The sequence below is a fragment of the Mycobacterium sp. genome, from assembly GCF_035499775.1.
In the GTDB taxonomy this organism is placed as follows: domain Bacteria; phylum Actinomycetota; class Actinomycetes; order Mycobacteriales; family Mycobacteriaceae; genus Mycobacterium.
Map to the genome: position 1 here is coordinate 1 of NZ_DATJYB010000570.1, position 23,433 is coordinate 23,433.

Below are 23,433 nucleotides of genomic sequence, written 5' to 3' on the forward strand. Positions count from 1 at the left end.
TCCTCACCCCATACCCCATATTGGTGGTAAGGGGTGCCACCGCCCGAGCCGGGTCCAGGGTGCCCTCGTGTCACAGCACGGATTCCAGGTCCGCGCCGCGGACCAACCGCATGTCGAGGTAGACCTGCCCGCCGATCTCACCGCAGCCGTGGATGGGCACCACGTGCGGCTCGCGCAGCCGTCCGGCCGTCCAAGCCTCCCGGAACAACCGCTCCCGGAACACTGGATCCTGGTAGTAGGTGCTGCCCAGCAGTCGTATCAGCCGATACGGCGCGAACAGCGAACCGACCCGGGAGCCAGCCGGTTGGCCGGCCGCCGAATCCTCGACCACACCCGGCCTTAGCAGCCCAGCGCCGGACGGGCCGCGGGGTCGCAGTCGTCGAGCAGATCCAGGCAACGCAGGTACTCGGGGGTCTCTCCGATGGCGTCCGCGGCACGGGCCAGCGCCGCCACGCACCGCAGGAAGCCCCGGTTGGGCTCGTGCGAGTACGGCACCGGCCCGAACCCCTTCCAGCCGTTGCGGCGCAACTGATCCAGGCCGCGGTGATAGCCGGTGCGGGCATAGGCGTAGGCGGTGATGGCCTTGTCGTCGGCCAGCGCCTGCTCGGCCAACGCCGCCCAGGCGACCGACGCCGACGGATGTGCGGCGGCGACGATGCCCGGGTTTTCGTTGGCGAGAAGCTCCTCCTCGGCCTCGCTATCGCCAGGCAGCAGGATCGGATCGGGTCCCAGGAGATCACCCATCGGCGTCATGGCGTCTATTTTGCCGGTCGCTCCCCGGGCGACCTAGCTCGGCCACCGCCCCAAGCCGGGACGCGGTCGCTATTCTCAACCCATGCGCAATGCACCCGAGCCCGACCGCGGCGCCCCGCTGAACCCAGGCGACCCGGCCGGTGAGCGGACCGGCCCTGGCGCGCCTGGCGCTGAGAACCAACCTTTGCTGCCCACCGACCCCGAGACCGAGACCGTGGTGATCAAGCCCGACATGGACACGGATTGCGATACGAATCCGGACGGGCTGCGCGAACGCCGCTTCACCGCACCCGGATTCGACGCCAAGGAGACCCAGGTCATCCCGACCGGTTCGGACCCCGAGACCGAGGTCATCCCGACCCGCAAGGGCGCCCCGGCGCCCCCGGCGAAACCACCGGTGGCGCCGACACAGCCGGCCCCGTCGGTGCCAGGGTTGCCTCCGAAAACTGCTGTACCACAATCGATCCCGGCTCGGCCCGGAGCAAAGTTACCGGCGTCCAGCAACCGCCGGCTGGGTTGGGTCCTGGCGATCGTTGTCATCGTGTTGGCGGTGACGGCGATCGCGATCCTGCTTGCCGTGCTGTTAACCCGCATGCACCACCCGAAAGCCTCGCAGGAAGAGCGGGTGCGACAGACCATTAGGCAACTGGACACCGCGTTGCAGTCCGGCGACCTGGCAACGCTGCGCAGCATCACCTGCGGCGCCACCCGCGACGGCTACGTGGAGTACGACGAGCACTCCTGGCAGGAGACCTACCATCGGGTTGCGGCGGCCAAGCAAATTCCGGTGATCGACACCATCGACGAGGTCGTGGTCAACGGCCAGCACGCCGAGGCAAACGTCACGACGTACATGGCCTACGACCCGCAGGTCCGCTCGACACGCAGCTTCGACCTGCAGTTCCGCGACGACCAGTGGAAGGTCTGCCAGTCGCCCAGCGGCTAGTTGCGCGAGCCTGTTAGGTCAGCTGCTCAACGATTTCCCGGCGCAATGCAGGTCGTTGCAGGCCTCGATCACGCGCTCGGTCATGCTGGCCTCGGCCTTCTTGAGGTAGCTGCGCGGGTCGTAGACCTTCTTGTTGCCGACCTCGCCGTCGACCTTGAGCACGCCGTCGTAGTTGCTGAACATGTGGCCGGCGAGTGGCCGGGTGAACGCGTACTGGGTGTCGGTGTCGACGTTCATCTTGACCACGCCGTAGCGCAGCGCCTCTTCGATTTCCGACTTCAGCGAGCCCGAGCCGCCATGGAACACGAAGTCGAAGGGCTTCGAACCCTCCGGCAGTCCGAGCTTAGTGATCGCGACCTTCTGGCCCTGGTCGAGAATGTCGGGCCGCAGCTTGACGTTGCCGGGCTTGTAGACGCCATGCACATTGCCGAAGGTGGCGGCCAGCAGGTACTTGCCGTGCTCGCCGTGGCCGAGCGCGTCGATGGTCTTATCGAAGTCCTCCGGCGTGGTGTACAGCTTGTCGTCTATCGCACCCTCGACGCCGTCCTCCTCGCCGCCGACTACGCCGATCTCGACCTCGAGGATGATCTTGGCCGCCGCGGCCTCCTTGAGCAGCTCCTGGGCGATGGCGAGGTTCTCGTTGATCGGCACCGCCGAGCCGTCCCACATGTGCGACTGGAACAGCGGATTCTTGCCGGCCGCCACCCGCTCAGCCGAGATGGCCAGCAACGGGCGCACGTAGGTGTCGAGCTTGCCCTTGGGGCAGTGGTCGGTGTGCAGCGCCACGTTGATCGGGTACTTGGCGGCGATTATGCGGGTGAACTTGGCCAGCGCCACCGCGCCGGTGACCATGTCCTTGACCCCGAGGCCCGATGCGAATTCCGCGCCGCCGGTGGAGAACTGGATGATGCCGTCGCTTTCCGCGTCGGCGAAGCCTTTGATGGCGGCGTTGACGGTCTCCGAGGAGGTGCAGTTGATAGCCGGGAAGGCGTACGAATTCTCTTTGGCACGTCCCAGCATCTCGGCGTAGACCTCGGGCGTTGCGATGGGCATGACATTCCCTCCTTGGGGGGCCTACTGAGAAGACTGAGTCTCCTCAGTATTGCAACGCCGGTATGTTGAAGCATCATGAGCACCACCGTGGTGGCGTTGGGGAACATCCTCGACCCGATGTACTGGCTCGGTAAGAACGGCGTCTTCGGCTCCGCGGTGCTGCCCGGGATCCTGGTCATCATCTTCATCGAGACCGGCCTGCTGTTTCCATTTCTGCCCGGGGAGTCGCTGCTGTTCACCGGCGGCCTGCTGGCCGCACACCCGGATCCACCGGCCAGCATCTGGGTGCTGGCGCCGGCCGTGGCTGTGGTGGCGGTGCTGGGCGATCAGACCGGCTATTTCATCGGGCGGCGGATCGGTCCGGCGCTGTTCGACAAGGAAGATGCCCGGTTCTTCAAGAAGCACTACGTCACCGAGTCGCACGCGTTCTTCGAGAAGTACGGGCCCTGGGCGATCATCCTGGCCCGCTTCGCGCCGTTCGTGCGGACGTTCGTCCCGGTGGTGGCCGGGGTGTCCTATATGCGCTATCCGGTATTTCTGGGGTTCGACATCGTCGGCGGTATCGCCTGGGGCGGCGGTGTGACCGTGTTGGGCTACTTCCTGGGCAACGTGCCGTTCGTGCACAAGAACCTGGAAAGCATCATCCTGGGGATCCTGTTCGTCTCGCTGTTGCCGGCGCTGATCTCGGTCGTCCGGGTCTACCGGTCGCGGCGCCGCGCACCCAAGCCAGAGCTCACGGGCGAGCCCGATCCAGCGGCGCTACCCGAGTAGTAAGGCCGATGGCCGGCTGGGGCGCGAGGGCGCCCGATATGCCAGCCAAACCCGCATTCCCCCTGTACATATGAGCGAACTCGCGACGGGGGGCGTGGCGGTCTAGTCCTCGTCGACGTCGCTGGCCGCGTGGGCGGCTTCCATCAACATCCACCCGGAAAGCTGCACCGACAGGTCGCGTTCGGCGATTTCGGAGGGGTTGACCGCGCCCTGGACGAACTGCGCGGTCTTGCCGTCCGCGGTGGGCAACTCGGCGTCGCGGTCCCAGAACGCCCCGAACACGGGCAGCCCGTCGACCGTTTGCCGGTGGTCCCACGCCGACTCCGCCGAGGACAGCACCAATGAGCGGGCGCTGCGGCGGGCGGAAATGTCGGCCGGCGAGTCGCCTGGCAGCGTGGTGGCAACCAGCGCGAGGTAGCGGACGGTGACGCCGGGGAACAGTCCGCCGTCCCCGCCGCCGCCGCTCTGCAGCACACCCGAGGGCGCCATGTGCTCGGTAATGGCCTTCAACAGTCGATGCACCCGTTCCGCGTGCCGCTCGTTGCCGGTGCGCGCCGCCAGCTCGGTTTCCAGCCCGAGCACGACGCCCTGGCAGTAGGTGTACTGCGCGCGGACCAGCGAGCCACCCTTGATGCCGTCGAAGACCAGGTGTGTGTCCGGGTCGATCAGCGTGCGGTCGATCCAGTCGCCCATCTGCTCGGCCCGCTGGAGCCGGTCGCCGTAGCGGGTCAGGAAAATCCCCGCCGGGCCGTTGGCCGGGGCGTTGAAGAACTGGTCCTGCTTGCGCCACGGGATACCACCGCCGTCCTCGGGCACCCAGGCCTTGACGAGCTGGTCGGTGAGCTTGGGCAGCGCTCGGCGGCGCTCGACGCCGGCCAACCGGGCGGCCCGTTCCAGCGCCAGCGCCAGCCACGCCATGTCGTCGTAGTAGTTGTTGGTCCAGGAGAAGTTGTTGCGCACCCAGTGCGAGCGGATCTGCCGGTCGATCCTGGTGCGCCGCTCCGGCTGCGGATCACGGACCTGTGCGTCGACCAGGCAATCCAGCAGATGTGCTTGCCACCAGTAGTGCCAGGTGCCGAACAACCGGTCTTTTCGGTCCGACGGCCAGGCGACCACTCCCAGTTGGGTTCCGGGCAGCGCCCACAGCCTCTTCAGGTGCCGTTTCGTGACGGCGGCTTCCGCGCTGGCCGCCCGATTGGCCCAAAGCTGATCCATACCTACCGATCCTGCCCTAGCCCGCGGTCGGCCCGGCCGACGAGTGCCGCGTCGGATGCACAAAATCGCCGAAGAGCCGGCCGCGGGCGTCGCGACCGGCTCCGGCCGCGGAGCTGCCGGGAGCGGCATTCTCGGCCGGCTGATCCCGGCCGATCACAGTATTAGGGGCAGTAAGCCGATTCCGCGGCGCTGACGGCGGCTGTGGCGTCCTGGTAGGTAGCGTTGGAGAACTTGGTCTGGACGACTTTAGCCAGGTCGTCGGGGGTCATACCCTGGCTGCGGTCCGCGCAGATGGCGTGTCCGAGCGCGATCATGGTGTCCTTGTCACCAGTGAAGCCAAGCTTGGACATTTGAGCCAGATACGAGTCGTCGTCGGCGACGGCGATCCCGCTATTCAGGGATAAAGCGGCAGCAGCAACGGCGGGAATACACAGCAGGCGCAGTTTGCGAACAGACATCAGGCTCGTCTCCTTATGTCGGTGAGGGGTGCGACCGCATCATTATGCGGTTCCCAACACCGCAACGCGCGGCGAAGTGGAGAAGCCGGCTTCAACTAGCCAGCGCCTCGAAGAGCTGTTGCAGGCCGGCCAGCGAATGCGCCGGCAGGAACAGGTCGCAATAGGGCAGCGCGGCCGCCATCGACCCGGCCAGCGGCTGGAACGCGCTGTGCGCCGCACGCGGATTGAGCCAGACCAGCAGCTGGGCGCGGCGACGCAGTCGGGCCAGCGCGTGCTGCAACACGTCGGGCGGGTCGCTGTCCCAGCCGTCGGAGGCGATGATCACCACCGCGCCACGCAGTGCGTTGCCGTGCGGCGGGGCCAGCAGGGCGCCGATGCTGCGGCCGATGAAGGTGCCGCCATACCGGTCGGTGACCTTGGTGTTGGCACGTTCCAGGGCCACCTCGGCCGAGCGGTGAGACAAGACCGCGGTGAGCCGGGTCAGCGACGTCGAAAATGCGAACACCTCGGGACGGATCCGGGCCTGGCGCAGCACCGCGGCCCGCATCAGGTGCAGGTAGATCGCGGCGTAGGGCTGCATGGAGCGGCTGACGTCGCAGACCAGGACGATCCGCCGCGGGCGGCGGCGCGGCCGGGTGCGCGCCAGGGTGAGCGATTCCCAGCCCGTCCGGCGCGACGCGTTCATCGTCGCCCGCAAGTCGATGCGCTTGCCGTGCGGGCTGCGCTCCAACCGCAGGCTGCGGCGCCGCGGCCAGCGCTGGACGGAGGCTTCCAGCCACGAGCCGAGCCGGCGGAGGTCCTCGGGGTCGAATTGGTCGAACGGTTCGTCGGCCAGGGCGGCGATGCGGCTGGGCAGCAGGTCGGGCACCAGGACGTTCGTGTTGGCGACGCCGCCCTGGTCGGTGACGGTCCGGGTGACCCACGGCAGCTTTTCGGCGCTCGCGTTCGAGCTGCCGGCGGCGGGCTGCACGATGCCGGCCGCGGGTGTCTTGGGGCCCGCGATCGGCAGGACCGACTCGGCGCTTCTGGTGTCGCCGGGCTGGATGCTCCCGAACACCTCCTGCAATACCGCGTCGAAGCCGGCGAGGTCCTCCATCCGGTTGACCAGGCTGAGCCGCGCCGCCCAGTACATCGCCGACGTGGTCTGCGGTACCAGGTATTGCAGTGCCTGCGCGAAAGTTGCTTGGCCGCTTGCGGATACCGACACACCGGCCCTGCGCAGGCGCGCCACCAACGCGGCCGCGAACGCCGCCAGGTCGACGCCCCGCAGCAGCAGAGGTGCGCTCATGGTTTTAGCGCCTGATCTAGCGCCGGCGGCGCAGCAGCCAGGCCAGCACCAGCAGCGCGACCACGGCCAGCGCCGCGCCACCGTACTTCTTGAGCTGGTCGCCACCGGCGAGCTCGAGCAGATCGATCGGCGCGGGCTCGGGGGCGCCGGCTTGACGAGCGCCGTTGCTTGTCGGCGTGCCCGGCGCCGCGACGGTGGTCGGGGCCGCTGCCACGTCTGGGCCGGCACTGTCGGCAGCCAGTTTCGCTTCCAGCGAGTCGACGAACTGGCCCAACAGCTTCTCCGACACCTGCTGCAGCATTCCGCTGCCGAACTGGGCCAGCTTGCCGACGATCTTCAAATCGGTGTCGACGGTGACGTGGGTGCGCTCCCCGTCCTCCTGCAGCTGGGCGGTGACCGTGGCGGCCGCGTTGCCGGTGCCCCGCGACTCCTTGCCCTTGGCGTCGATGACGGCACGGTGCTGGGCGCGGTCCTGCTCGATGAACCGCACCTTGCCGCTGAATTCGCTGGTGACCGGCCCGACTTTGATCTTGACCTTACCGACGTAGTCGTCACCCTCGTGGCTGACCAGCTGCGCCCCCGGCATCAGCGGGATCACCTGCTCCAGGTCACACAGCACATCCCAGGCCTGCTCAACCGGCGCGCTGACGGTGAACTGGTTGGCGATCTTCATCCTCTAACGTCCTCTCAGGTAGGGCTGTACTCGATAAATGCTTCGCGAATCAGGGCGCGATCGTCGGGCGTCTTGGCCAGCGCCCCGAGACTGACCAGCGCCCTCTCGACCTGCGCGTCCACCAGGTCGGCGACACCCAGCGACACCAGCGCGGCGACCCAGTCGATAGTCTCGGCCACGCCCGGTGGCTTGTCCAGGTCGAGATCCCGTGCGCTGCCGATGAACTGGGTGGCATGCTCGATCAGCGGCGCGGTCGCCCCCGGCACGGTCCGGCGCACGATCGCGGCCGCCCGGGCCGGCTCAGGGTAGTCGATCCAGTGATACAGGCAGCGTCGCCGCAGCGCATCGTGCAGGTCGCGGCTGCGGTTGGAGGTGAGCACGGCGATCGGCGGACGCTCGGCGACAAAGGTGCCGAGCTCGGGGACGGTGACCGCGGACTCCCCGAGGAACTCCAGCAGCAGCGCCTCGAATTCATCGTCAGCTCGGTCGATTTCGTCGATCAGCAGCACCGGGGCGGTGGGCCCACGATGCCGCACGCACTGCAGGATGGGCCGGTCCACCAGGTACGTCTCCGTATACAGGTCGGCCTCTTGAATACCGGCCCCCTGTGCTTCGGCCAGCCGGATGGACAGCAGCTGACGTTGGTAGTTCCAGTCGTACAGCGCTTCGCTGGCCGTCAGCCCCTCGTAGCACTGCAGCCGAACCAGGGTGGTATCCAGCACCGCCGCAAGGGCTTTGGCTGCCGTCGTCTTGCCGACACCGGGCTCCCCCTCCAACAGCAGCGGCCTGCCGAGCGTGACCGCGAGGTAGATGGCCGATGCGGTCCCGGTGTCCAGCAAGTAGTCCTGCGCGTCGAAGCGGCGCACCACGTCGTCGGGATTCGTGAACATCACGACACCGACTCCAGCAGCCGCCGGTAGTCGTCCCAGGTGTCCACGTCGAGCGGAACCGGGCCCGCTGCGGGGAGTTCGCCCACCGGATGCCGGCCCGACTCCACCAGCTTCCACACGCCCTTGTCGCCGTGCAGTTGCGAGATCTCGTCAAACACATTGCGGCTCAACCAGAATGGATGTCCGATTCCATCGGTGTAGCGGCACACCATGATGTCGGTTTTCGGCCCTTGCGCGATCACCGCCCGCACGGTCGCCCGGTCCACCCGTGGTTGGTCGCCGAGCATCAGCACGATGCCGGCGGCTCGCGGATCCACCTGTCCGACCGCGACACGCAGCGAAGCCGAGCACCCGGTGCCGAAATCGTCGACAGCCACCACCTCGGCGCCGTCCAACGACACGGTGTCGCGCACCGCTCGGCCGGCACCGCCCAGTGTCACGATCAGCTGGTCGAACCCGACGCTGCGGGCGAGCTCCAAGGTCGCACCCAGCACCGTCGTATCACGATAGGGCAGAAGCTGTTTGGGCGTGCCCAGTCGGCTGGAGCTGCCGGCCGCCAGCACGACGCCGGCCACCCATGACCTGGTCACGTGCCGCCGTTCTGCGCCGCGAACGCGGTCCGGCATCCCGGACCGCAGAACCAGTAGTCCGTGTCGGCCAGGCGAAGATGTTCGGCGGCGGGTCCGGTGGTAACCGTCATGCCGCATACCGGGTCGACCGCCTGGTGCGGGCTCTCCATCGGCGCCGCAGGGGTCAGACTGCCGCTGCGGAGGGAGGCGATGAGTTCGGCCGCGATCGACACCGCGATCTCCGCCGGGGTCTTGGCGCCGATCGCCAGACCAACCGGGGTGTGGATACGGGCCCGCTCGGCGTCGGTGAGCTCGAGTTCGTTGAGGATCGAGGCGCCGCGTACCTTACTGGCGACCAACCCGATATACCCGACGCCGCTGTCGATTGCCGCACGGATCATTTCGGCTTCGGGTCCGCCGTGGCTGGCGAGAACGACGGCGGTGGTGTCGGCCAGGTCGGCCTCGCGCCGCGCGTCGTAACCCAGTACGCCGCAGAGCTGGAGCAGCGCGTCGGCGATCGGGGTGGCTCCGCAGATCCGGATCAGCGGCGGCGGCAACTGCGGCGTCAGGAAGATCTCCAGCGAGCCGCCGGACAGGCACGGATTGACCACCACGCATGCCCTGGGCGCCTCCGGGAAATGCACGTCGCCGTCGGGAAGCACCCGCAGCAGCACACTTTCACCGGCCTGCAACGCACCCAGCGCCGCCTTGCGCACCGAGTTCTGCGCGCACTGCCCGCCGACGAAGCCCTCGATTGTGCCGTCCGGCAACAGGATTGCCTCGTCGCCCGGGTTTGCCGAGGTGGGCGGGGCGGCGCGCACCACGGTCGCGCGCACGAACGGTGTGCGCGCCTCCAGCAGTTGCTGGGCCCTTTCGCTGATGGTCGTCTGCTTGATTGCGCCACTCCTCCTCGTCGCTCGTTAATCGCTCTGCATCGTCGCGGCGCTAAATCGGGGGCCTCGCTCTACCTTGCATGGCCTCCCATACCCGCGACGGCGTCAGCGGCATGTCGGCGTGCCGAACCCCGAACGGCGCCAACGCATCTACTACCGCGTTCACCACGGCCGGCGGCGATCCCACGGTCGCCGACTCACCGATGCCCTTGGCACCGATCGGGTGATGCGGCGACGGCGTCACCGTATGCCCGGTCTCCAGATGCGGCACCTCGAGGGCCGTCGGGATCAGGTAGTCCATCAGCGAGCCGCCCAGGCAGTTGCCGTCCTCGTCGAAGGCGATCATCTCCATCAGCGCCATGCCGATGCCGTCGACGATGCCGCCGTGTACCTGACCTTCGATGATCATCGGGTTGATCCGGGTGCCGCAGTCGTCGACGGCCAGGAACCTCCGCACCTTGACCACCCCGGTGCCCGGATCGACATCGACCACACAGAAGTACGCGCCGTACGGGTAGGTGAGATTCTCCGGGTTGTAGCAGATCTGGGCGTCCAGGCCGCCTTCGATGCCTTCGGGCAGGTCGCCGGCGCCGTGTGCGCGCATCGCGACGTCCTGGATGGTCACCGCCGCCGACGGGTCACCCTTGACGTGGAATTTGCCCTTCTCCCAATCCAAGTCGGCGACCGAGACTTCCAGCATGCCCGACGCGATGATCTTGGCCTTGTCGCGCACCTTGCGCGCCACCAGGGCTGCGGCCGCGCCCGACACCGGCGTGGAGCGGCTACCGTAGGTGCCCAACCCGAAGGGCGTCTGATCGGTGTCGCCGTGCACCACGTCGATGTCGTCGGGCGGAATGCCCAGCTCTTCGGCGACGATCTGGGCGAACGTCGTCTCGTGGCCCTGGCCCTGGGTCTGAACCGAAAGGCGCACAACGGCTTTGCCGGTCGGGTGCACCCGCAGCTCGCAGCCGTCGGCCATGCCGAGGCCGAGGATGTCCATGTCTTTGCGCGGCCCCGCGCCGACAGCCTCGGTGAAGAACGACATCCCGATCCCCATCAGCTCGCCACGCTCGCGCCGCTCCTTCTGTTCGGCGCGCAGCGCGTCGTAACCGATCATGTCCATGGCCTTGCGCATCGTGGTCTCGTAGTCACCCGAGTCGTAGACCCAGCCGGTCTTGCTCTTGTAAGGAAACTGGTCGGGCTTCAACAGGTTTCGCAACCGCAGCTCGGCCGGATCCATCTTCAGGTCGAACGCCAGGCAGTCCACCAGTCGCTCCACGAAGTACACGGCCTCGGTGATCCGGAACGAACACGCATACGCCACACCGCCCGGCGCCTTGTTGGTGTACACCGCGGTCATGTGGCAGTAGGCGGCTTCCAGGTCGTAGCTGCCGGTGAATACGCCGAAGAAACCGGCCGGGTACTTCACCGGTGCCGCAGTGCCGTTGAATGCGCCGTGGTCGGCCAGCACGTTCGTCCGGATCGCCAGGATCTTGCCCTCTTTGGTGGCGGCGATCTCGCCGACCATGATGTAGTCGCGCGCGAAGCCGGTCGAGGTGAGGTTCTCGCTGCGGTCCTCCATCCATTTGACCGGTTTGCCCAGCACCAGCGAGGCCACGATCGCGCACACATAACCGGGATAGATCGGCACCTTGTTGCCGAAGCCGCCGCCGATGTCGGGCGAGATCACCTGGATCTTGTGTTCGGGCAGGCCGGCGACCAACGCGTACACCGTGCGGTGCGCATGCGGCGCCTGGCTGGTTGTCCACAGCCTCAGCTTGCCGGTGACCGGGTCCAAATCGGCTACCGCGCCGCAGGTTTCCATCGGCGCCGGATGTACCCGCGGGTAGACGATCTCCTGCTTGGCGATCACATCGGCCTTCGCGAACACCGCGTCGGTGGCGGCCGCATCACCGGTCTCCCAGTCGAAACAGTGGTTGTCGGTCTTGCCCTCGAGGTCGCTGCGGATCACCACCGTGGACGGGTCCAGCGCCTTGCGGACGTCCACGACCGGGTCCAGCGGGTCGTAGTCGACGTCGATGAGTTCCAGCGCGTCGCGCGCCGAATAACGGTCCTCGGCAACGACGAACGCCACTTCCTGCCCCTGGAAGCGCACCCTGTCGGTGGCCAGCACGGCCTGCACGTCGTTGGATAGCGTCGGCATCCAGGCCAGACCCTTCTCGGCCAGGTCGGCGCCGGTCACCACGGCCTTGACTTTCGGATGGGCAAGTGCCGCAGTCACATCGACGCCGGCGATGCGGGCATGGGCATACGGCGAGCGCAGGATCGCCAGGTGCAGCATGCCCGGCAGCACGATGTCGTCGACGTAGTTACCTCGGCCGCGGATGAACCGCGGGTCCTCTTTACGCAGCATCCGGCCATAGCCGCAAGGCTTTTGGTCGTTGTCAGCGGTGTCTTCGGGGGACGGCGGGCGGGATTGGATAGTTGTCATGCTTCGGCCTGCGCCTTCGAGTTGTTAGCGGCCCACTGGATGGAACGCACGATCGTCGTGTATCCGGTGCAGCGGCAGATCTGCCCCGAGATGGCCTCGCGGATGGTTTCCTCGTCGGGGTCGGGGTTGCGGTCCAGCAGCGCGCGGGCAGTGATCATCATTCCCGGTGTGCAGAAACCGCATTGCAGCCCGTGGCAGCGCATGAAACCTTCCTGCACGGGGTCGAGAGAACCGTCCGGACCCGCTAACCCTTCCACGGTGCGGACGCTGTGGCCGGATGCCATGACGGCCAGCATCGTGCAGGACTTCACCGGCACACCGTCGACGTCGACCACGCAGGTACCGCAGTTGCTGGTGTCGCAGCCCCAGTGAGTTCCGGTGAGCCGCAACTGATCACGCAGAAAGTGCACCAGCAGCATCCGGGGTTCGACGTCGGCGCTGACCGGTTCGCCGTTGACGGTCATGTTGACCTGCATGGCTTAGTTCCCTTCTGGGGCAGGCTGGTTGCGCACCCGCCCGGCGGCGGTGCGCAGCGTGCGGATGGTCAGTTCGGATGCGAGGTGCCGCTTGTACTCGGCGGTGCCGCGGATGTCGTCGACCGGGTCGCAGGCCTGCGCGGCCAGGCGGCCCGCTTCTGCGAACGTCTCTTCGGTGGCGGGCTTGCCGACCAGCCCCGACGCGAGCTCGGCCAGCGCGGCCGGGTCGGGATTCACCGCGGTCAGGCCCACCCGGGCGGCTGCTATCGCGTCGCCGTCCAAGGTGAGCGCCGACCCGGCAGCGGTGACGGCCCAGTCGCCGACCCGCCGCTCCACCTTCTGGTACGCACTGGATGTGTTGTGCCGCACCGGGATCCGTACCTCGATCAGCAGCTCGTTGTAGGCGAGCGTGGTCTCGTAGGGCCCGGCCAGGAAGTCGTCGATCGGTATCTCGCGTTCGCCGGACGGTCCGCGGGCCAGGCATACCGCGTCCAGCACGGCGCACACGGTGGACAGATCCTCGGCCGGGTCCGCCTGACACAGCGAACCACCGAGGGTGCCCCGATTGCGCACCACCGGGTCGGCGATCACCCGTTCGGCATCGCGGAAGATCGGGCACACCGCGGCCAGCGTGTCGGACTCCAGCAGCTCGCGGTGCCGGGTCATGGCGCCGATGCGCACCAGAGTCGGATCGGTGATCACGTATCCCAGCTCGGGCGCCAGGTCGTTGATGTCGACGAGGTACTCGGGGTTGGCGATGCGCAGCTTCATCATCGGCAGCAGGCTGTGTCCGCCGGCGATCACTCGCGCGCCGTCACCCAGCCGATCCAGCAGTCCGACGGCGTTGTCGACGCTGGTCGCGCGTTCGTATTCGAAGGGCCCAGGTACTTGCATGGGGCTCAGTGTCGGCCCGCCCCGAGGGGGGGTCAATATCGAGTTAAGTGATCCTTTAACTCGCTCTCTACCTGCGCGTCCAGCGCCTCTTCCGGAATATCGTGGTGGATCCGCCCGACGATTTCGGCCAGCCGGCGGCACCCGCCGCCCCAACGCAGGGCGATGACGTCGGCCGCGATCGAGACCGCCGTCTCCTCCGGAGTGCGGGCGCCGAGGTCCAGCCCGATGGGACTGGACAAGCGGCTCAGCTCGGCGTCGGTCAGCCCCGCCGCCCGCAGCCGATTCATCCGGTCGTCGTGGGTGCGGCGCGAACCCATCGCGCCCACGTACCCGACCTCGGGCAGGCGCAGCGCCACCTCGAGTACCGGGACGTCGAACTTCGGATCGTGGGTGAGCACGCAGATGACCGTGTGCCGGTCGATGGCACCCGCCTCGGCCTGGGCGGCCAGATACCGGTGCGGCCAGTCGACGACGACGTTGTCGGCCGTCGGGAAGCGCGCCTGCGTGGCGAACACCGCGCGGGCGTCGCACACGGTGACCCGGTAGCCGAGGAACGCTCCCTGCTGAGCCAGGGCGGCGGCGAAGTCGATGGCGCCGAACACCAGCATCCGCGGCTTCGGGGCATAACTCGACACGAAGACGTCCATGCCTTCGTCGAGGCGCTGCCCGTCGGTTCCGTACTGGAGGACCTCGCTGCGGCCCAGCGCGAGCAGACCTCGCGCGTCGTCGGCAACCGCGGCGTCGGCGCGGGCCGAACCGAGCGATCCGACGACCGAGTCCGGACGCACCACGAGCCGGCGGCCGACCCACTGCGGGTCCCGGTGGGCGATCACGGTGGCAATCGCTACGGCACGCTGCTCGGCGATGTCGTCTGCCACCGCTTGCAGTTCGGGAAAGGTCGTCCGCGACATGGATTCGACGAAGACGTCGATGATGCCGCCGCAGGTGAGCCCGACGGCGAAGGCGTCGTCGTCGCTGACCCCGAAGCGTTCCAGCCGTGCCGTGCCGGCTTGTGCCGCGTCGGCGGCGAGTTCGTAGACGGCGCCCTCGACGCAACCGCCCGACACGGACCCGCTCACCGAACCGTCCGGCGCTACCACCATCGACGCTCCCGGCGGGCGCGGCGCCGACCGGAATGTCCGCACCACCGTCCCCAAACCGGCAGTGTCCCCGGCCGTCCAGATGGACATCAGCTTGGCAAGAACGTCGCGCACGAGTACCAAAGTAGGCTCACAGCATGACTCCGGCTCAACTTCGGGCCTTTTCGGCGGTGGTCCGTTTGGGTTCGGTGCGAGCGGCCGCGGCGGAACTCGGCCTCTCCGACGCCGGAGTCTCGATGCACGTCGCGGCGCTGCGCAAGGAACTCGACGACCAGTTGTTCACCCGCACGGGCGCCGGTCTGGCGTTCACGCCCGGCGGCCTGCGGCTGGCCAGCCGGGCGGTCGAAATCCTGGGTCTGCAACAGCAAACCGCGATCGAGGTCACCGAGGCCGCGCACGGGCGCCGGCTGCTGCGGATCGCCGCGTCCAGCGCGTTCGCCGAACACGCCGCGCCCGGCCTTATCGAGCTCTTCTCGTCGCGCGCCGACGACCTGTCTGTCGAGCTGAGCGTGCACCCGACGAGCCAATTCCGCGACCTGATCTGCTCGCGCGCCGTGGACATCGCTATCGGACCGGCCAGTGAGAGCTCCGCCGGTCCGGACGGTTCGATCTTCGTGCGGCCGTTCCTGAAGTATCAGATCATCGCCGTCGTCGCGCCGAACAGCCCACTGGCCGTGGGCATTCCGGCTGCGGCAGTGTTGCGCAGCCAGCAGTGGATGCTCGGCCCGTCGGCCGGCAGTGTGGACGGCGAAATCGCAACCATGTTGCGCGGCTTGGTAATTCCGGAGTCCCAGCAGCGGATCTTTCAGAGCGACGCCGCCGCTTTGGAGGAAGTTCAGCGCGTCGGCGGCGTCGCGCTGACGATCGGCTTCGCCGTCGCCAAGGACCTTGCCGCCGGGCGACTGGTCCACGTCAGCGGTCCCGGTCTGGATCGCTCCGGTGAGTGGTGTGCGGCGACGTTGCCGCCGTCGGCGCGCCAGCCCGCGGTCTCCGAACTGGTCCGCTTCATCACCACGCCGCGGTGTATCCAGGCGATGATCCGGGGCAGCGGAGTCGGCGTGACAAGGTTTCGCCCCAAGGTCCATGTGACGTTGTGGAGCTAGCTATACGCTTTCCCCCATGAGCGTTTACAAGGTGATCGACATCATCGGGACAAGCCCTACCTCGTGGGAGCAGGCCGCGGCCGAAGCCATGCAGCGGGCGCGAGACAGCGTCGACGACATCCGCGTGGGCCGGGTCATCGAGCAGGACATGACGGTGGACAGCGACGGCAAGATGACCTTCCGCATCAAGCTGGAGGTCTCGTTCAAGATGAGGCCCGCGCGTCCGAGCTGACGCCGCTATCGCGTGCTGACGCAGCGCCGCGTATGCACCGGGCCGCACGCTCGGCGGCGAATGTGGAGCTGGCCGCACGCTCGGTGGCCGGGGGCAACAAGAGGGATTCACCAGGCGCGCGACAGATCCCCGTGCTGCCTGATCCAGGCATGCATCGCGATCCCTGCCGCCACACCGGCGTTGATGCTGCGGGTCGAGCCGAACTGGGCGATCGACACGGTGATCGCCGCGCCCGCCCGGGTGTCGCCGGTGATGCCCGGCCCTTCCTGACCGAACACCAGCAGACACTTCCGCGGCAGCGCCGTCTGCTCTAACCGCAAAGCGCCCGGGACGTTGTCCACCGCGACCACGGTCAACCCGGCGCCCGCTGCGAAGTCCAACAGCGTGGCCGTGCTGTCGTGATGACACAACCGCTGGTAGCGATCGGTCACCATGGCGCCGCGGCGGTTCCAGCGCCGCCGCCCCACGATGTGCACGGTATCCACGGCAAAGGCGTTGGCGGTCCGCACCACCGAGCCGATGTTGGCGTCGTGGCCGAAGTTCTCGATCGCCACATGCAGCGCATGCCGGCGCTTGTCGATGTCGGCGACGATCGCCTCCCGGGTCCAGTACCGGTAGGCGTCGACGACATTGCGAGTATCGCCGTCGCGCAACAAGATTGGGTCATACCGCGGATCGTCGGGCAGATCTCCCACCCAGGGGCCGACGCCGGCCGCCGGCGTCCCCCATTCGGTGGGCCCGGGCTCGCTCACCGTGTGGTCCACACACCGGCGTGGGTGCCGACGATCGCCACGGTCGCGTACAGCAACGCCTGATTGATTTCACCCTGAGTACACAGTGATGCGTTGACGTGCACCGCATCCAGCGACGCGTCGGGCAGGATCAGCACCGCCGACCCGTACGCCGAGCAGGCCGGGCTCAACCCCCGGCCCGGCAGCGTCGGCGACGCGAGCAGCATCAGCGGACCACCACGGCTCGCCGAGTCGTCGCGGTACCGCGCCGCCACGCCGTCGGTCTCCAGCCCCAGCAGCATGTAGCCGTCGCCGGCGAACGCCCCCGGATCACCGAGCTGCGCCGGGGTGACCGGCTTACCGTCGGCGCGCCAGGCCGACACGCTACTGGTCTTGACCACCAAGCCGGTGTCGTTCTCGTTGGTCGGCGGCAACCCCACCGGAAACGCCGCCGGGTAGGCGGCCGACGTGCCCGAGATCCGGTCCCGCGGCGAGTAGCCGTACACCCCACGCACCTGGCTTCGGTCTTTCAGCGGACCCAGACACACCGTGCCGGTCAGCCGGCCGGCAGGAGCCGACAGCGGGGTGGTGATGTCGTGAACTTTGGTCATCGCCTCGTCGCAGCTGCCCAGCCCGTTGGACTCCATCGGGTGTGCCACCGCACCGTAGAGCCCGAAGCGAATGTCCTCGGGTTTGGCGTACTGCGCCTTGGGGTCCGTCGGCGACGCGTCGACGTTGATCAGGACGTAGTCGTCGTCCCAGCGCAGGTTCGACACGGACATGTTCCATCCGAGAAACGACAGCGATTCACCCAGCCGCGCAGCCTGGGCACCGTAGGGACGACTGGCGTGGTTCGAATCCGAACAACCCACCACACAGGCCGCCAGGCAAGCCGCTATCGCAATGAACGTGCGCACCGATAGCGGCCTAGCTCAGCCCCAGATCGGCAAGGCCTAGCACACTGCGGTACCGGAGTCCCTCGGCTTCGATGGCCTCGGCGGCTCCGGTGGCGCGGTCCACCACGGTGGCCACGCCGATAACATCGCCCCCCGCGTCTCGGACGGCGCGCACCGCGGTCAGCGCCGAACCGCCCGTCGTGCTGGTGTCCTCCACCACCAGCACACGCTGGCCGGAGACCTCGGACCCCTCGATAAGACGTTGCAGGCCATGGGTTTTCACGGACTTCCGCACTACGAAGGTGTCGATCGGTCGACCGGGGGCATGCATGATCGCGGTGGCTACCGGATCGGCGCCCAGGGTCAGCCCGCCGACAACGGCGTAGTCCCAGTCCTCGGTGAGTTCCCGCATCAGGCGGCCGATCAGCGCCGACGCCCGGTGATGCATGGTGGCGCGGCGCAGGTCGACGTAGTAGTCGGCTTCCTTGCCCGACGACAGCGTGACGCGGCCGTGCACCAGCGAGAGCCGCCGCACCAGCTCAGCCAGCTCCTCGCGCTGAGATTCGAGCCCGGCTCCTCCTCGGGCCGCATCGTCGCCGCGCCTAGGTCCGGCCACGACCGCCGCCGATCCGTCGTGTGGCGGCCCGCACCAGGTTTCGCGGGATGAGCCGCCCGGCAGTGACAACAGCCTTGTACTGAAGGCTGGGGATGATGATCAACTTGCCGCGGGCGATCTCGGCGAGGCTTTCGCTGACCACGTCGTCGACCTCGAGCCACATGAACGACGGCACCTTGGGCTTGTCGATCCCGGCCCGGGCGTGAAATTCGGTGTGCACGAACCCTGGACACACGGCATGCACGCTGACGCCGGTGCCCGCCAATCCCCCGGCCAGCCCCTCGGTGAACGAGATCACCCACGCCTTGGACGCCGAATAGGTCGACCCCCGTCCGGGCACCAGCCCGGCAACGCTGGCGATGTTGATCACGGTGCCGGCGCCGGCGTCGAGCATGGCCGGCAGTGCCGCACGGGTCAGGTGCATCACCGCGGTGACGTTGACGTCGAGTTGTTTCTGCAAAACGTCGGGATCGGCCGTCCAGAATTCGCCGAACGTGCCGAAGCCGGCATTGTTCACCAGCACCCGGACTCCTGCGGCGAGCCGGTCGACGACTTTGGCGCGGTCGGCGGGATCGGCCAGATCCGCGGGCAGAACCTCGATCTGTCCGGCTCCACCGGCGGGGTCCTGCAGCTCTTCGGCCAACTGCTTGAGCCGGTCGACGTCGCGGGCAACCAGCACCAGGTCATAGCCGTCGCGTGCGTAGCGCCGCGCGTAGCCGGCGCCGATCCCGGACGTGGGCCCAGTGATCAGGGCGACAGGACGAGGCATGAGCGACATCTTAATGACGGCAGCCGCAGCGGCCTCCCGGCCCACCCGCCGTGCGATTAGCGCTGGTAGTTGGTGGCCTGATGGCCGTTGCGTCCCGTGGGCGGCTGGCGCCGGGCGGCTTGTGGGCGCTCCTCGTCCCGGCGGACGGGCTCGGGCCGGCGGGTCGCTTCGGACAGCAACCCGGCCACGTCGGTCCCGGAACGCCTGGGCGGCAACTCCGCGCGCGCGGCCGGCGCCAGCGGACGGCTCGGCGCCGCATTACGTGGCTCGGGCTCGTCGGCGGTGTCCTGGGGCAGCGGAGGCAGCACCCGCAGCAGGTCGTTGAATTGGCGAACGGTGCGCAGACCCTCGTCCCACTGGTCGCGGGTGCTGCCGATCGGCATGCTGACCAACGTCCAGTTCTGCTCGTTCCACATGATCTCGGCGCAGTCGGGGGCGGTGTGCGCAAAGGTGACCATGCGGCGGTCGCAGGCCCGCCGGGCGGCGTCCAGGTTGGTGGAGTACACCATCCGCGGCCCGATTGCGCCCAGCAGCCAGATGTCGCTCTCCCGCGGCTCTTTGAGCCCCTTGAGCCGCAGGTCGACCACGACGTTGGTGCCGACTTTGCGGTGCAGTGCGATCACCGTCGCGACTTCCTCGAGGTCGAAGATGTATACCGCCTCGCCGCGAATCTGACCCAGCACCACGTTCTGCGGGACGACGTTGCCCACCGTGGACATCACGCCGCGCTTCCAGCGCTGCAGTATGTCGGTGGATTCGCGTTCGAAGTCGAATCCGTGGGACCGCGCCCAGGACTTGCGGCGTCTGCTGCGCCCACGACGCCGATCGAGGTCGACGTATAGCAACACCGCCGCACCGACGAAGCACAGTGCGGACAGGGTGAACCAGAGCGGAACCATCCCGAACAGCCTATCTGCTATTGGGGCCGAACAAAGAATCCGACCAGGTCACAACCGAATTAAGGTTTGCTAGGCATTTGAAAGCCAATTGCGGAACGGTTCGGCGTCGGCCTCTCGTAGGGTTCCGCTCATGGCTTACGCGGACTACCAGCACATTCGCATCGCGGTTCGGGGCGGCATTTGCCGGGCGACGATCGACAATCCACCGATCAACCTGCTGGATATCCCGCTGCTCACCGAGATCGACCGCCTGCTGCGGGAGATCGCGGCCGACGACGAGGTGCGCGTGCTGATCGTCGACTCGGCCGACCCGGAGATCTTCATCGCGCACGCCGACGTCGCTTTGATCGAGCAATTGCCACCCGACGACATCGCGCTGCACGACGAGCTGTCGTTCTTCCACGCCATGACCGAGCAGGTCCGGACGCTGCCGAAGGCCACCATCGCCGTCATCGAGGGGGTCTGCCGCGGCGGCGGCTGCGAGTTCGTGATGGCGTTCGACATGCGCTACGCCGCGCTAGGCACCACCGTTTTGGGCCATCCCGAGGTGTCGGTCGGGATCATCCCCGGCGGCGGGGGCACGCAGCGACTGCCGCGACTCGTCGGGCGTGCCCGGGCCCTGGAAGTGATCCTCGGCTGCATGGACGTCGACGCCGCGACCGCCGAGGCCTGGGGATACGTCAATCGGGCGCTGCCGGCCGACGAGCTGGGCCCGTTCGTCGACAAGCTCGCCGCCCGAATTGCAGCGAGCCGTTTGACAGCGATCGCGGCCGCCAAGCGGGCCGTCGACGCTGCTGCCGGCGATCTTGGGGCCGGGCTGCGCATCGAGGATCAGGTCCTTCGCGAGACCGCCGCGCAACCGGCCGCCCGTGCGCTCTTGAAAGCGATCGTCGACGCCGGCGCCCAGACCCGAAAGTTCGAGCTGGGCGGTTAATAGGTCACCGCTGCGCGGACTGCACGTTAGGCAGACGGGCAGACCGCCGGATCCGCTGTCGCGGTAGTCATGTCTTGGGCCGTCCAATCCCCCATCCCTGCGCGCGTAGTTCGGCAACCGTTGGGTGAGACTGCGCCTCCCAGTATGGCCGTGTGCCAGCGCCCCGCAGCGATTTGTTCGCCGCAACCTGGCCGAAGAAAAACGCGACCGCGCCCGACACGATGACGACGATCAGGAACAGCACCATCCATCCCTTGGTGTCGCTCCGGGATGTCGATTCCCAATCCTGGGTCAGAAGGTAGATCACCACGCCGGCGACGACTGCGCCCGCGACGCCAGCCAGGGCAGGCACCCGCTGGGCGACACCGTGTTTGCGTCGACACGAGTCGCAACGGGGAATGGGAACCTTGAGGCTCTGCCACGACACTTTCTTGAGGTTGCCGGAGACGGTTTCGGATCTGGCATTTTTGTGGAGCTCGTAATTCACCATGGCCGATTCCTCGGACCGCGGCTGGCCGCACCACCAACACGGTTGGGATGCAGTGTTTTCTGTCGACATCGGCTTCTCCTTTTCTCTTGTGGGGCACTGCTCAACGAGTTGCCATCGATCGCCCTGTGGGCGACTGGCGATGATTCGGGATTCGCTGTTACTGAATGAACCGCCCTCTCCTCACAGCTAGTGCTTGCTTGACACCAAACATGTACAAATGAAGGTCCCAGCGGGCCCTTGGCGAATTCTCAGGAATTCCTGACGCCGGGCCACCCCAGTCGGAGGAACCTGGAGCCCGCGCGCGACTACCGCGATCCGGCGTGAGAGGTCCTGATGTGCGGAGCACCGGCGATGGTCGGTGTTACGAAAGGCGCGTTGATCGCGAAATGCGCTCCGAGAATTCGAGCTGGGAGCCGACCCGATTAGGACCGTTTCACCGAGACTGAAGTGAGGGCGTGGTGTTGGCGCTCAACCGCGACCTGTATGCAGTCTCGGCGCCGCCAGTTCAGTCTCGGCGCCGACCAGAGACGCAAACGCACCCCAAAACCGAGGTTTTGGGGTGCGTTTGCGTCTGCTCGCGCCTCTCCGCCCAGATGGTGGCGACCCGCTGCGCCCGGCTACGCCGCGCTTGCGATCGCCACTAGCCCAGGACCAGCGACTCGCCGTCCGCGCTGACGTTGACCGGCACCACGTCGCCGTCGTGCACGTCACCGGAAAGCAGCATCTTGGCCAGCTGGTCGCCGATCGCCTGCTGCACCAACCGCCGCAACGGCCGCGCGCCGTACACCGGGTCGAACCCGCGCCGCGCCAGCCACTCCTTGGCCGGCAGCGACACCTCGAGCTGCAGCCGCCGCTGCGCCAGCCTCTTGGCCAGCTGCTGCAACTGGATGTCCACGATCTGGACCAGCTCGTCGGGGTTCAGGGCGTCGAAGACCAGCACATCGTCGAGCCGGTTGATGAACTCCGGCTTGAACTTGGCACGCACCGCCGCCATTACCTGCTCCTCGGTACCGCCCGACCCCAGGTTGGAAGTCAGGATGAGGATGGTGTTGCGGAAGTCAACGGTGCGGCCCTGGCCGTCGGTCAGCCGGCCCTCGTCGAGGACCTGCAGCAGCACGTCGAACACGTCCGGGTGGGCCTTTTCCACCTCGTCGAACAGCACCACGGTGTAGGGCCGCCGGCGTACCGCCTCGGTCAGCTGGCCGCCCTGGTCGTAGCCGATGTAACCGGGAGGCGCTCCGACCAACCGGGCCACCGAATGCTTCTCGCCGTACTCGCTCATGTCGATGCGAACCATCGCGCGGTCGTCGTCGAACAGGAAGTCGGCCAGCGCCTTGGCCAGCTCGGTCTTGCCGACGCCGGTGGGGCCCAGGAACATGAACGATCCGGTCGGCCGGTTGGGGTCGGCGACCCCGGCCCGGGAACGCCGCACAGCGTCGGAGACGGCCTGGACGGCCTTGCGCTGCCCGACGACGCGCTTGCCCAGCTCGTCCTCCATGCGCAGCAACTTGGCGGTCTCGCCTTCCAGCAGCCGTCCGGCCGGGATGCCGGTCCATGCCGACACCACATCGGCGATGTCGTCGGGGCCGACCTCTTCCTTGAGCATCACGTTCTCGCGGGCCTCGGCCTGCGGCAACGCGGCGTCCAGCTTCTTCTCCACCTCGGGGATGCGGCCGTACCGCAGCTCGGCGGCCTTGGCCAGGTCACCGTCGCGCTCGGCGCGCTCGGACTCCCCGCGCAACGTCTCCAGCTGCTCCTTGAGCTCGCGGACGACGTCGATCGCGTTCTTCTCGTTCTGCCACTTGGCCGTCAGCTCGGCCAGCTTTTCCTTCTGGTCGGCCAACTCGGCGCGCAGCTTGTCCAGCCGCTCCTTGGACGCGGCGTCCTCTTCCTTGGCCAGCGCCATCTCTTCGATCTCGAGCCGGCGCACCAGGCGCTCGACCTCGTCGATCTCGACGGGCCGCGAGTCGATCTCCATCCGCAGCCGGCTCGCCGCCTCGTCGACCAGGTCGATGGCCTTGTCCGGCAGGAACCGTGCGGTGATGTAGCGGTCGGACAGCGTGGCCGCAGCAACCAGAGCGGAGTCGGTGATGCGTACACCGTGGTGCACCTCGTAGCGGTCCTTGAGTCCGCGCAGGATGCCGACGGTGTCCTCCACCGACGGCTCCCCGACGAACACCTGCTGGAAGCGCCGCTCCAGCGCGGCGTCCTTCTCGATGTACTTGCGGTACTCGTCGAGCGTGGTGGCACCGACCAGGCGCAGCTCGCCGCGAGCCAGCATCGGCTTGATCATGTTGCCGGCGTCCATGGCCGACTCACCGGTCGCGCCGGC

The 23,433-nt window shown here is 67.7% G+C and carries 25 protein-coding genes and 1 pseudogene; 5 read left to right on the top strand and 21 right to left on the bottom strand.

Annotated elements, in window-relative coordinates; all coding sequences use genetic code 11:
- Positions 1-73: 73 nt before the first annotated feature.
- Both VML93_RS34475 and VML93_RS34480 read right to left on the bottom strand, forming a co-directional pair.
- Positions 74-280, bottom strand: a pseudogene (locus tag VML93_RS34475) (serine/threonine protein kinase); the annotation flags it as partial.
- 59 nt (positions 281-339) lie between these two features.
- Positions 340-753, bottom strand: a complete 414-nt coding sequence (locus VML93_RS34480) for a DUF3151 domain-containing protein (protein WP_325617701.1) — start codon at positions 751-753, stop codon at positions 340-342.
- 82 nt (positions 754-835) lie between these two features.
- Here VML93_RS34480 and VML93_RS34485 point away from each other — a divergent pair, with 82 nt between their 5' ends.
- On the top strand, positions 836-1,699 hold the full coding sequence (locus VML93_RS34485; RefSeq protein ID WP_325617703.1) for a hypothetical protein: 864 nt from the start codon (positions 836-838) through the stop codon (positions 1,697-1,699).
- A gap of 18 nt (positions 1,700-1,717) precedes the next feature.
- Here the strand turns inward: VML93_RS34485 and fbaA are convergent, their stop codons facing one another.
- Positions 1,718-2,752 carry a class II fructose-bisphosphate aldolase gene (fbaA, locus tag VML93_RS34490; RefSeq protein WP_325617705.1) on the bottom strand — a complete coding sequence of 345 codons (1,035 nt, stop codon included), beginning with the start codon at positions 2,750-2,752 and terminating at the stop codon, positions 1,718-1,720.
- A 75-nt stretch (positions 2,753-2,827) separates the two neighbouring features.
- Between fbaA and VML93_RS34495 the strand changes: the two genes are divergently transcribed.
- Complete coding sequence (locus VML93_RS34495) at positions 2,828-3,523, top strand: DedA family protein (protein WP_325617707.1); 696 nt, start codon at positions 2,828-2,830, stop codon at positions 3,521-3,523.
- 102 nt (positions 3,524-3,625) lie between these two features.
- Here VML93_RS34495 and VML93_RS34500 read toward each other — a convergent pair whose 3' ends face one another.
- The 11 genes from VML93_RS34500 to VML93_RS34550 all read right to left on the bottom strand — a co-directional run bounded on the left by VML93_RS34500 (position 3,626) and on the right by VML93_RS34550 (position 14,545).
- A complete protein-coding gene (locus tag VML93_RS34500; protein ID WP_325617709.1) occupies positions 3,626-4,738 on the bottom strand; it encodes a glycoside hydrolase family 76 protein in 1,113 nt (370 codons plus the stop codon).
- Between the two features lie 161 nt (positions 4,739-4,899).
- A complete protein-coding gene (locus VML93_RS34505) occupies positions 4,900-5,196 on the bottom strand; it encodes a DUF732 domain-containing protein (RefSeq protein WP_414686524.1) in 297 nt (98 codons plus the stop codon).
- A gap of 91 nt (positions 5,197-5,287) precedes the next feature.
- The gene (locus VML93_RS34510; protein WP_325617711.1) at positions 5,288-6,484 is read right to left on the bottom strand and encodes a VWA domain-containing protein; all 1,197 of its coding nucleotides are present in this window, start codon (positions 6,482-6,484) and stop codon (positions 5,288-5,290) included.
- Positions 6,485-6,500: 16 nt separating this feature from the next.
- Positions 6,501-7,157, bottom strand: a complete 657-nt coding sequence (locus VML93_RS34515) for an SRPBCC family protein (protein ID WP_325617713.1) — start codon at positions 7,155-7,157, stop codon at positions 6,501-6,503.
- 14 nt (positions 7,158-7,171) lie between these two features.
- Positions 7,172-8,050: a MoxR family ATPase gene (locus tag VML93_RS34520; protein WP_325617715.1), complete on the bottom strand. Its 879-nt coding sequence runs from the start codon at positions 8,048-8,050 to the stop codon at positions 7,172-7,174.
- Complete coding sequence (locus VML93_RS34525; RefSeq protein ID WP_325617717.1) at positions 8,047-8,637, bottom strand: nucleotidyltransferase family protein; 591 nt, start codon at positions 8,635-8,637, stop codon at positions 8,047-8,049. Before VML93_RS34525 ends, VML93_RS34520 begins: the two co-directional genes overlap by 4 nt.
- Positions 8,634-9,512 (bottom strand): XdhC family protein, encoded by an 879-nt coding sequence (locus VML93_RS34530; protein ID WP_325617745.1) that lies wholly within the window; start codon positions 9,510-9,512, stop codon positions 8,634-8,636. The genes VML93_RS34525 and VML93_RS34530 overlap by 4 nt, the downstream gene beginning before the upstream one ends.
- A 49-nt stretch (positions 9,513-9,561) precedes the next feature.
- Positions 9,562-11,961: an aerobic carbon-monoxide dehydrogenase large subunit gene (locus VML93_RS34535; RefSeq protein WP_325617719.1), complete on the bottom strand. Its 2,400-nt coding sequence runs from the start codon at positions 11,959-11,961 to the stop codon at positions 9,562-9,564.
- Positions 11,958-12,437, bottom strand: a complete 480-nt coding sequence (locus VML93_RS34540; protein ID WP_325617720.1) for a (2Fe-2S)-binding protein — start codon at positions 12,435-12,437, stop codon at positions 11,958-11,960. Before VML93_RS34540 ends, VML93_RS34535 begins: the two co-directional genes overlap by 4 nt.
- 3 nt (positions 12,438-12,440) lie before the next feature.
- Complete coding sequence (locus VML93_RS34545; protein WP_325617722.1) at positions 12,441-13,331, bottom strand: xanthine dehydrogenase family protein subunit M; 891 nt, start codon at positions 13,329-13,331, stop codon at positions 12,441-12,443.
- 32 nt (positions 13,332-13,363) lie between these two features.
- A complete protein-coding gene (locus VML93_RS34550) occupies positions 13,364-14,545 on the bottom strand; it encodes an XdhC/CoxI family protein (protein WP_325617724.1) in 1,182 nt (393 codons plus the stop codon).
- A gap of 23 nt (positions 14,546-14,568) precedes the next feature.
- On the opposite strand from VML93_RS34550, the gene VML93_RS34555 reads away from it, so the two are divergent.
- Both VML93_RS34555 and VML93_RS34560 read left to right on the top strand, forming a co-directional pair.
- Entirely contained in the window at positions 14,569-15,534 is a 966-nt protein-coding gene (locus VML93_RS34555) for a LysR family transcriptional regulator (protein ID WP_325617726.1), read from the top strand.
- 16 nt (positions 15,535-15,550) lie between these two features.
- Positions 15,551-15,766: a dodecin family protein gene (locus tag VML93_RS34560; RefSeq protein ID WP_325617728.1), complete on the top strand. Its 216-nt coding sequence runs from the start codon at positions 15,551-15,553 to the stop codon at positions 15,764-15,766.
- Positions 15,767-15,873: 107 nt separating this feature from the next.
- Here VML93_RS34560 and VML93_RS34565 read toward each other — a convergent pair whose 3' ends face one another.
- Genes VML93_RS34565 through ttfA form a run of 5 tightly spaced genes read right to left on the bottom strand, consistent with a single transcriptional unit; the run spans position 15,874 to position 19,677 of the window.
- Positions 15,874-16,518: an RNA methyltransferase gene (locus VML93_RS34565; protein WP_325617730.1), complete on the bottom strand. Its 645-nt coding sequence runs from the start codon at positions 16,516-16,518 to the stop codon at positions 15,874-15,876.
- A complete protein-coding gene (locus VML93_RS34570; protein ID WP_325617732.1) occupies positions 16,515-17,414 on the bottom strand; it encodes a hypothetical protein in 900 nt (299 codons plus the stop codon). The genes VML93_RS34565 and VML93_RS34570 overlap by 4 nt, the downstream gene beginning before the upstream one ends.
- Before the next feature lie 10 nt (positions 17,415-17,424).
- On the bottom strand, positions 17,425-18,009 hold the full coding sequence (pyrE, locus tag VML93_RS34575; protein WP_414686525.1) for an orotate phosphoribosyltransferase: 585 nt from the start codon (positions 18,007-18,009) through the stop codon (positions 17,425-17,427).
- Complete coding sequence (locus VML93_RS34580) at positions 17,996-18,778, bottom strand: SDR family oxidoreductase (RefSeq protein ID WP_325617734.1); 783 nt, start codon at positions 18,776-18,778, stop codon at positions 17,996-17,998. The genes pyrE and VML93_RS34580 overlap by 14 nt, the downstream gene beginning before the upstream one ends.
- Positions 18,779-18,834: 56 nt before the next feature.
- Positions 18,835-19,677 (bottom strand): trehalose monomycolate transport factor TtfA, encoded by an 843-nt coding sequence (gene ttfA, locus VML93_RS34585; RefSeq protein WP_325617736.1) that lies wholly within the window; start codon positions 19,675-19,677, stop codon positions 18,835-18,837.
- Positions 19,678-19,807: 130 nt separating this feature from the next.
- Here ttfA and VML93_RS34590 point away from each other — a divergent pair, with 130 nt between their 5' ends.
- Positions 19,808-20,611: an enoyl-CoA hydratase/isomerase family protein gene (locus tag VML93_RS34590; protein ID WP_325617738.1), complete on the top strand. Its 804-nt coding sequence runs from the start codon at positions 19,808-19,810 to the stop codon at positions 20,609-20,611.
- Positions 20,612-20,678: 67 nt separating this feature from the next.
- Here the strand turns inward: VML93_RS34590 and VML93_RS34595 are convergent, their stop codons facing one another.
- Complete coding sequence (locus VML93_RS34595) at positions 20,679-21,101, bottom strand: hypothetical protein (protein WP_325617740.1); 423 nt, start codon at positions 21,099-21,101, stop codon at positions 20,679-20,681.
- Between the two features lie 640 nt (positions 21,102-21,741).
- The coding region (locus tag VML93_RS34600) for an ATP-dependent Clp protease ATP-binding subunit (RefSeq protein ID WP_325617741.1) at positions 21,742-23,433 on the bottom strand (1,692 nt) is incomplete at its 5' end.

What these genes read in the sequence shown, in the direction of transcription:
- VML93_RS34480 (WP_325617701.1), bottom strand. Translation starts at nt 753, where the DNA reads ATGACGCCGATGGGTGATCTCCTGGGACCCGATCCGATCCTGCTGCCT.
- VML93_RS34485 (WP_325617703.1), top strand. Translation starts at nt 836, where the DNA reads ATGCGCAATGCACCCGAGCCCGACCGCGGCGCCCCGCTGAACCCAGGC.
- fbaA (WP_325617705.1), bottom strand. Translation starts at nt 2,752, where the DNA reads ATGCCCATCGCAACGCCCGAGGTCTACGCCGAGATGCTGGGACGTGCC.
- VML93_RS34495 (WP_325617707.1), top strand. Translation starts at nt 2,828, where the DNA reads ATGAGCACCACCGTGGTGGCGTTGGGGAACATCCTCGACCCGATGTAC.
- VML93_RS34500 (WP_325617709.1), bottom strand. Translation starts at nt 4,738, where the DNA reads ATGGATCAGCTTTGGGCCAATCGGGCGGCCAGCGCGGAAGCCGCCGTC.
- VML93_RS34505 (WP_414686524.1), bottom strand. Translation starts at nt 5,196, where the DNA reads ATGTCTGTTCGCAAACTGCGCCTGCTGTGTATTCCCGCCGTTGCTGCT.
- VML93_RS34510 (WP_325617711.1), bottom strand. Translation starts at nt 6,484, where the DNA reads ATGAGCGCACCTCTGCTGCTGCGGGGCGTCGACCTGGCGGCGTTCGCG.
- VML93_RS34515 (WP_325617713.1), bottom strand. Translation starts at nt 7,157, where the DNA reads ATGAAGATCGCCAACCAGTTCACCGTCAGCGCGCCGGTTGAGCAGGCC.
- VML93_RS34535 (WP_325617719.1), bottom strand. Translation starts at nt 11,961, where the DNA reads ATGACAACTATCCAATCCCGCCCGCCGTCCCCCGAAGACACCGCTGAC.
- VML93_RS34540 (WP_325617720.1), bottom strand. Translation starts at nt 12,437, where the DNA reads ATGCAGGTCAACATGACCGTCAACGGCGAACCGGTCAGCGCCGACGTC.
- VML93_RS34545 (WP_325617722.1), bottom strand. Translation starts at nt 13,331, where the DNA reads ATGCAAGTACCTGGGCCCTTCGAATACGAACGCGCGACCAGCGTCGAC.
- VML93_RS34555 (WP_325617726.1), top strand. Translation starts at nt 14,569, where the DNA reads ATGACTCCGGCTCAACTTCGGGCCTTTTCGGCGGTGGTCCGTTTGGGT.
- VML93_RS34560 (WP_325617728.1), top strand. Translation starts at nt 15,551, where the DNA reads ATGAGCGTTTACAAGGTGATCGACATCATCGGGACAAGCCCTACCTCG.
- VML93_RS34580 (WP_325617734.1), bottom strand. Translation starts at nt 18,778, where the DNA reads ATGCCTCGTCCTGTCGCCCTGATCACTGGGCCCACGTCCGGGATCGGC.
- ttfA (WP_325617736.1), bottom strand. Translation starts at nt 19,677, where the DNA reads ATGGTTCCGCTCTGGTTCACCCTGTCCGCACTGTGCTTCGTCGGTGCG.
- VML93_RS34590 (WP_325617738.1), top strand. Translation starts at nt 19,808, where the DNA reads ATGGCTTACGCGGACTACCAGCACATTCGCATCGCGGTTCGGGGCGGC.
- VML93_RS34595 (WP_325617740.1), bottom strand. Translation starts at nt 21,101, where the DNA reads ATGGTGAATTACGAGCTCCACAAAAATGCCAGATCCGAAACCGTCTCC.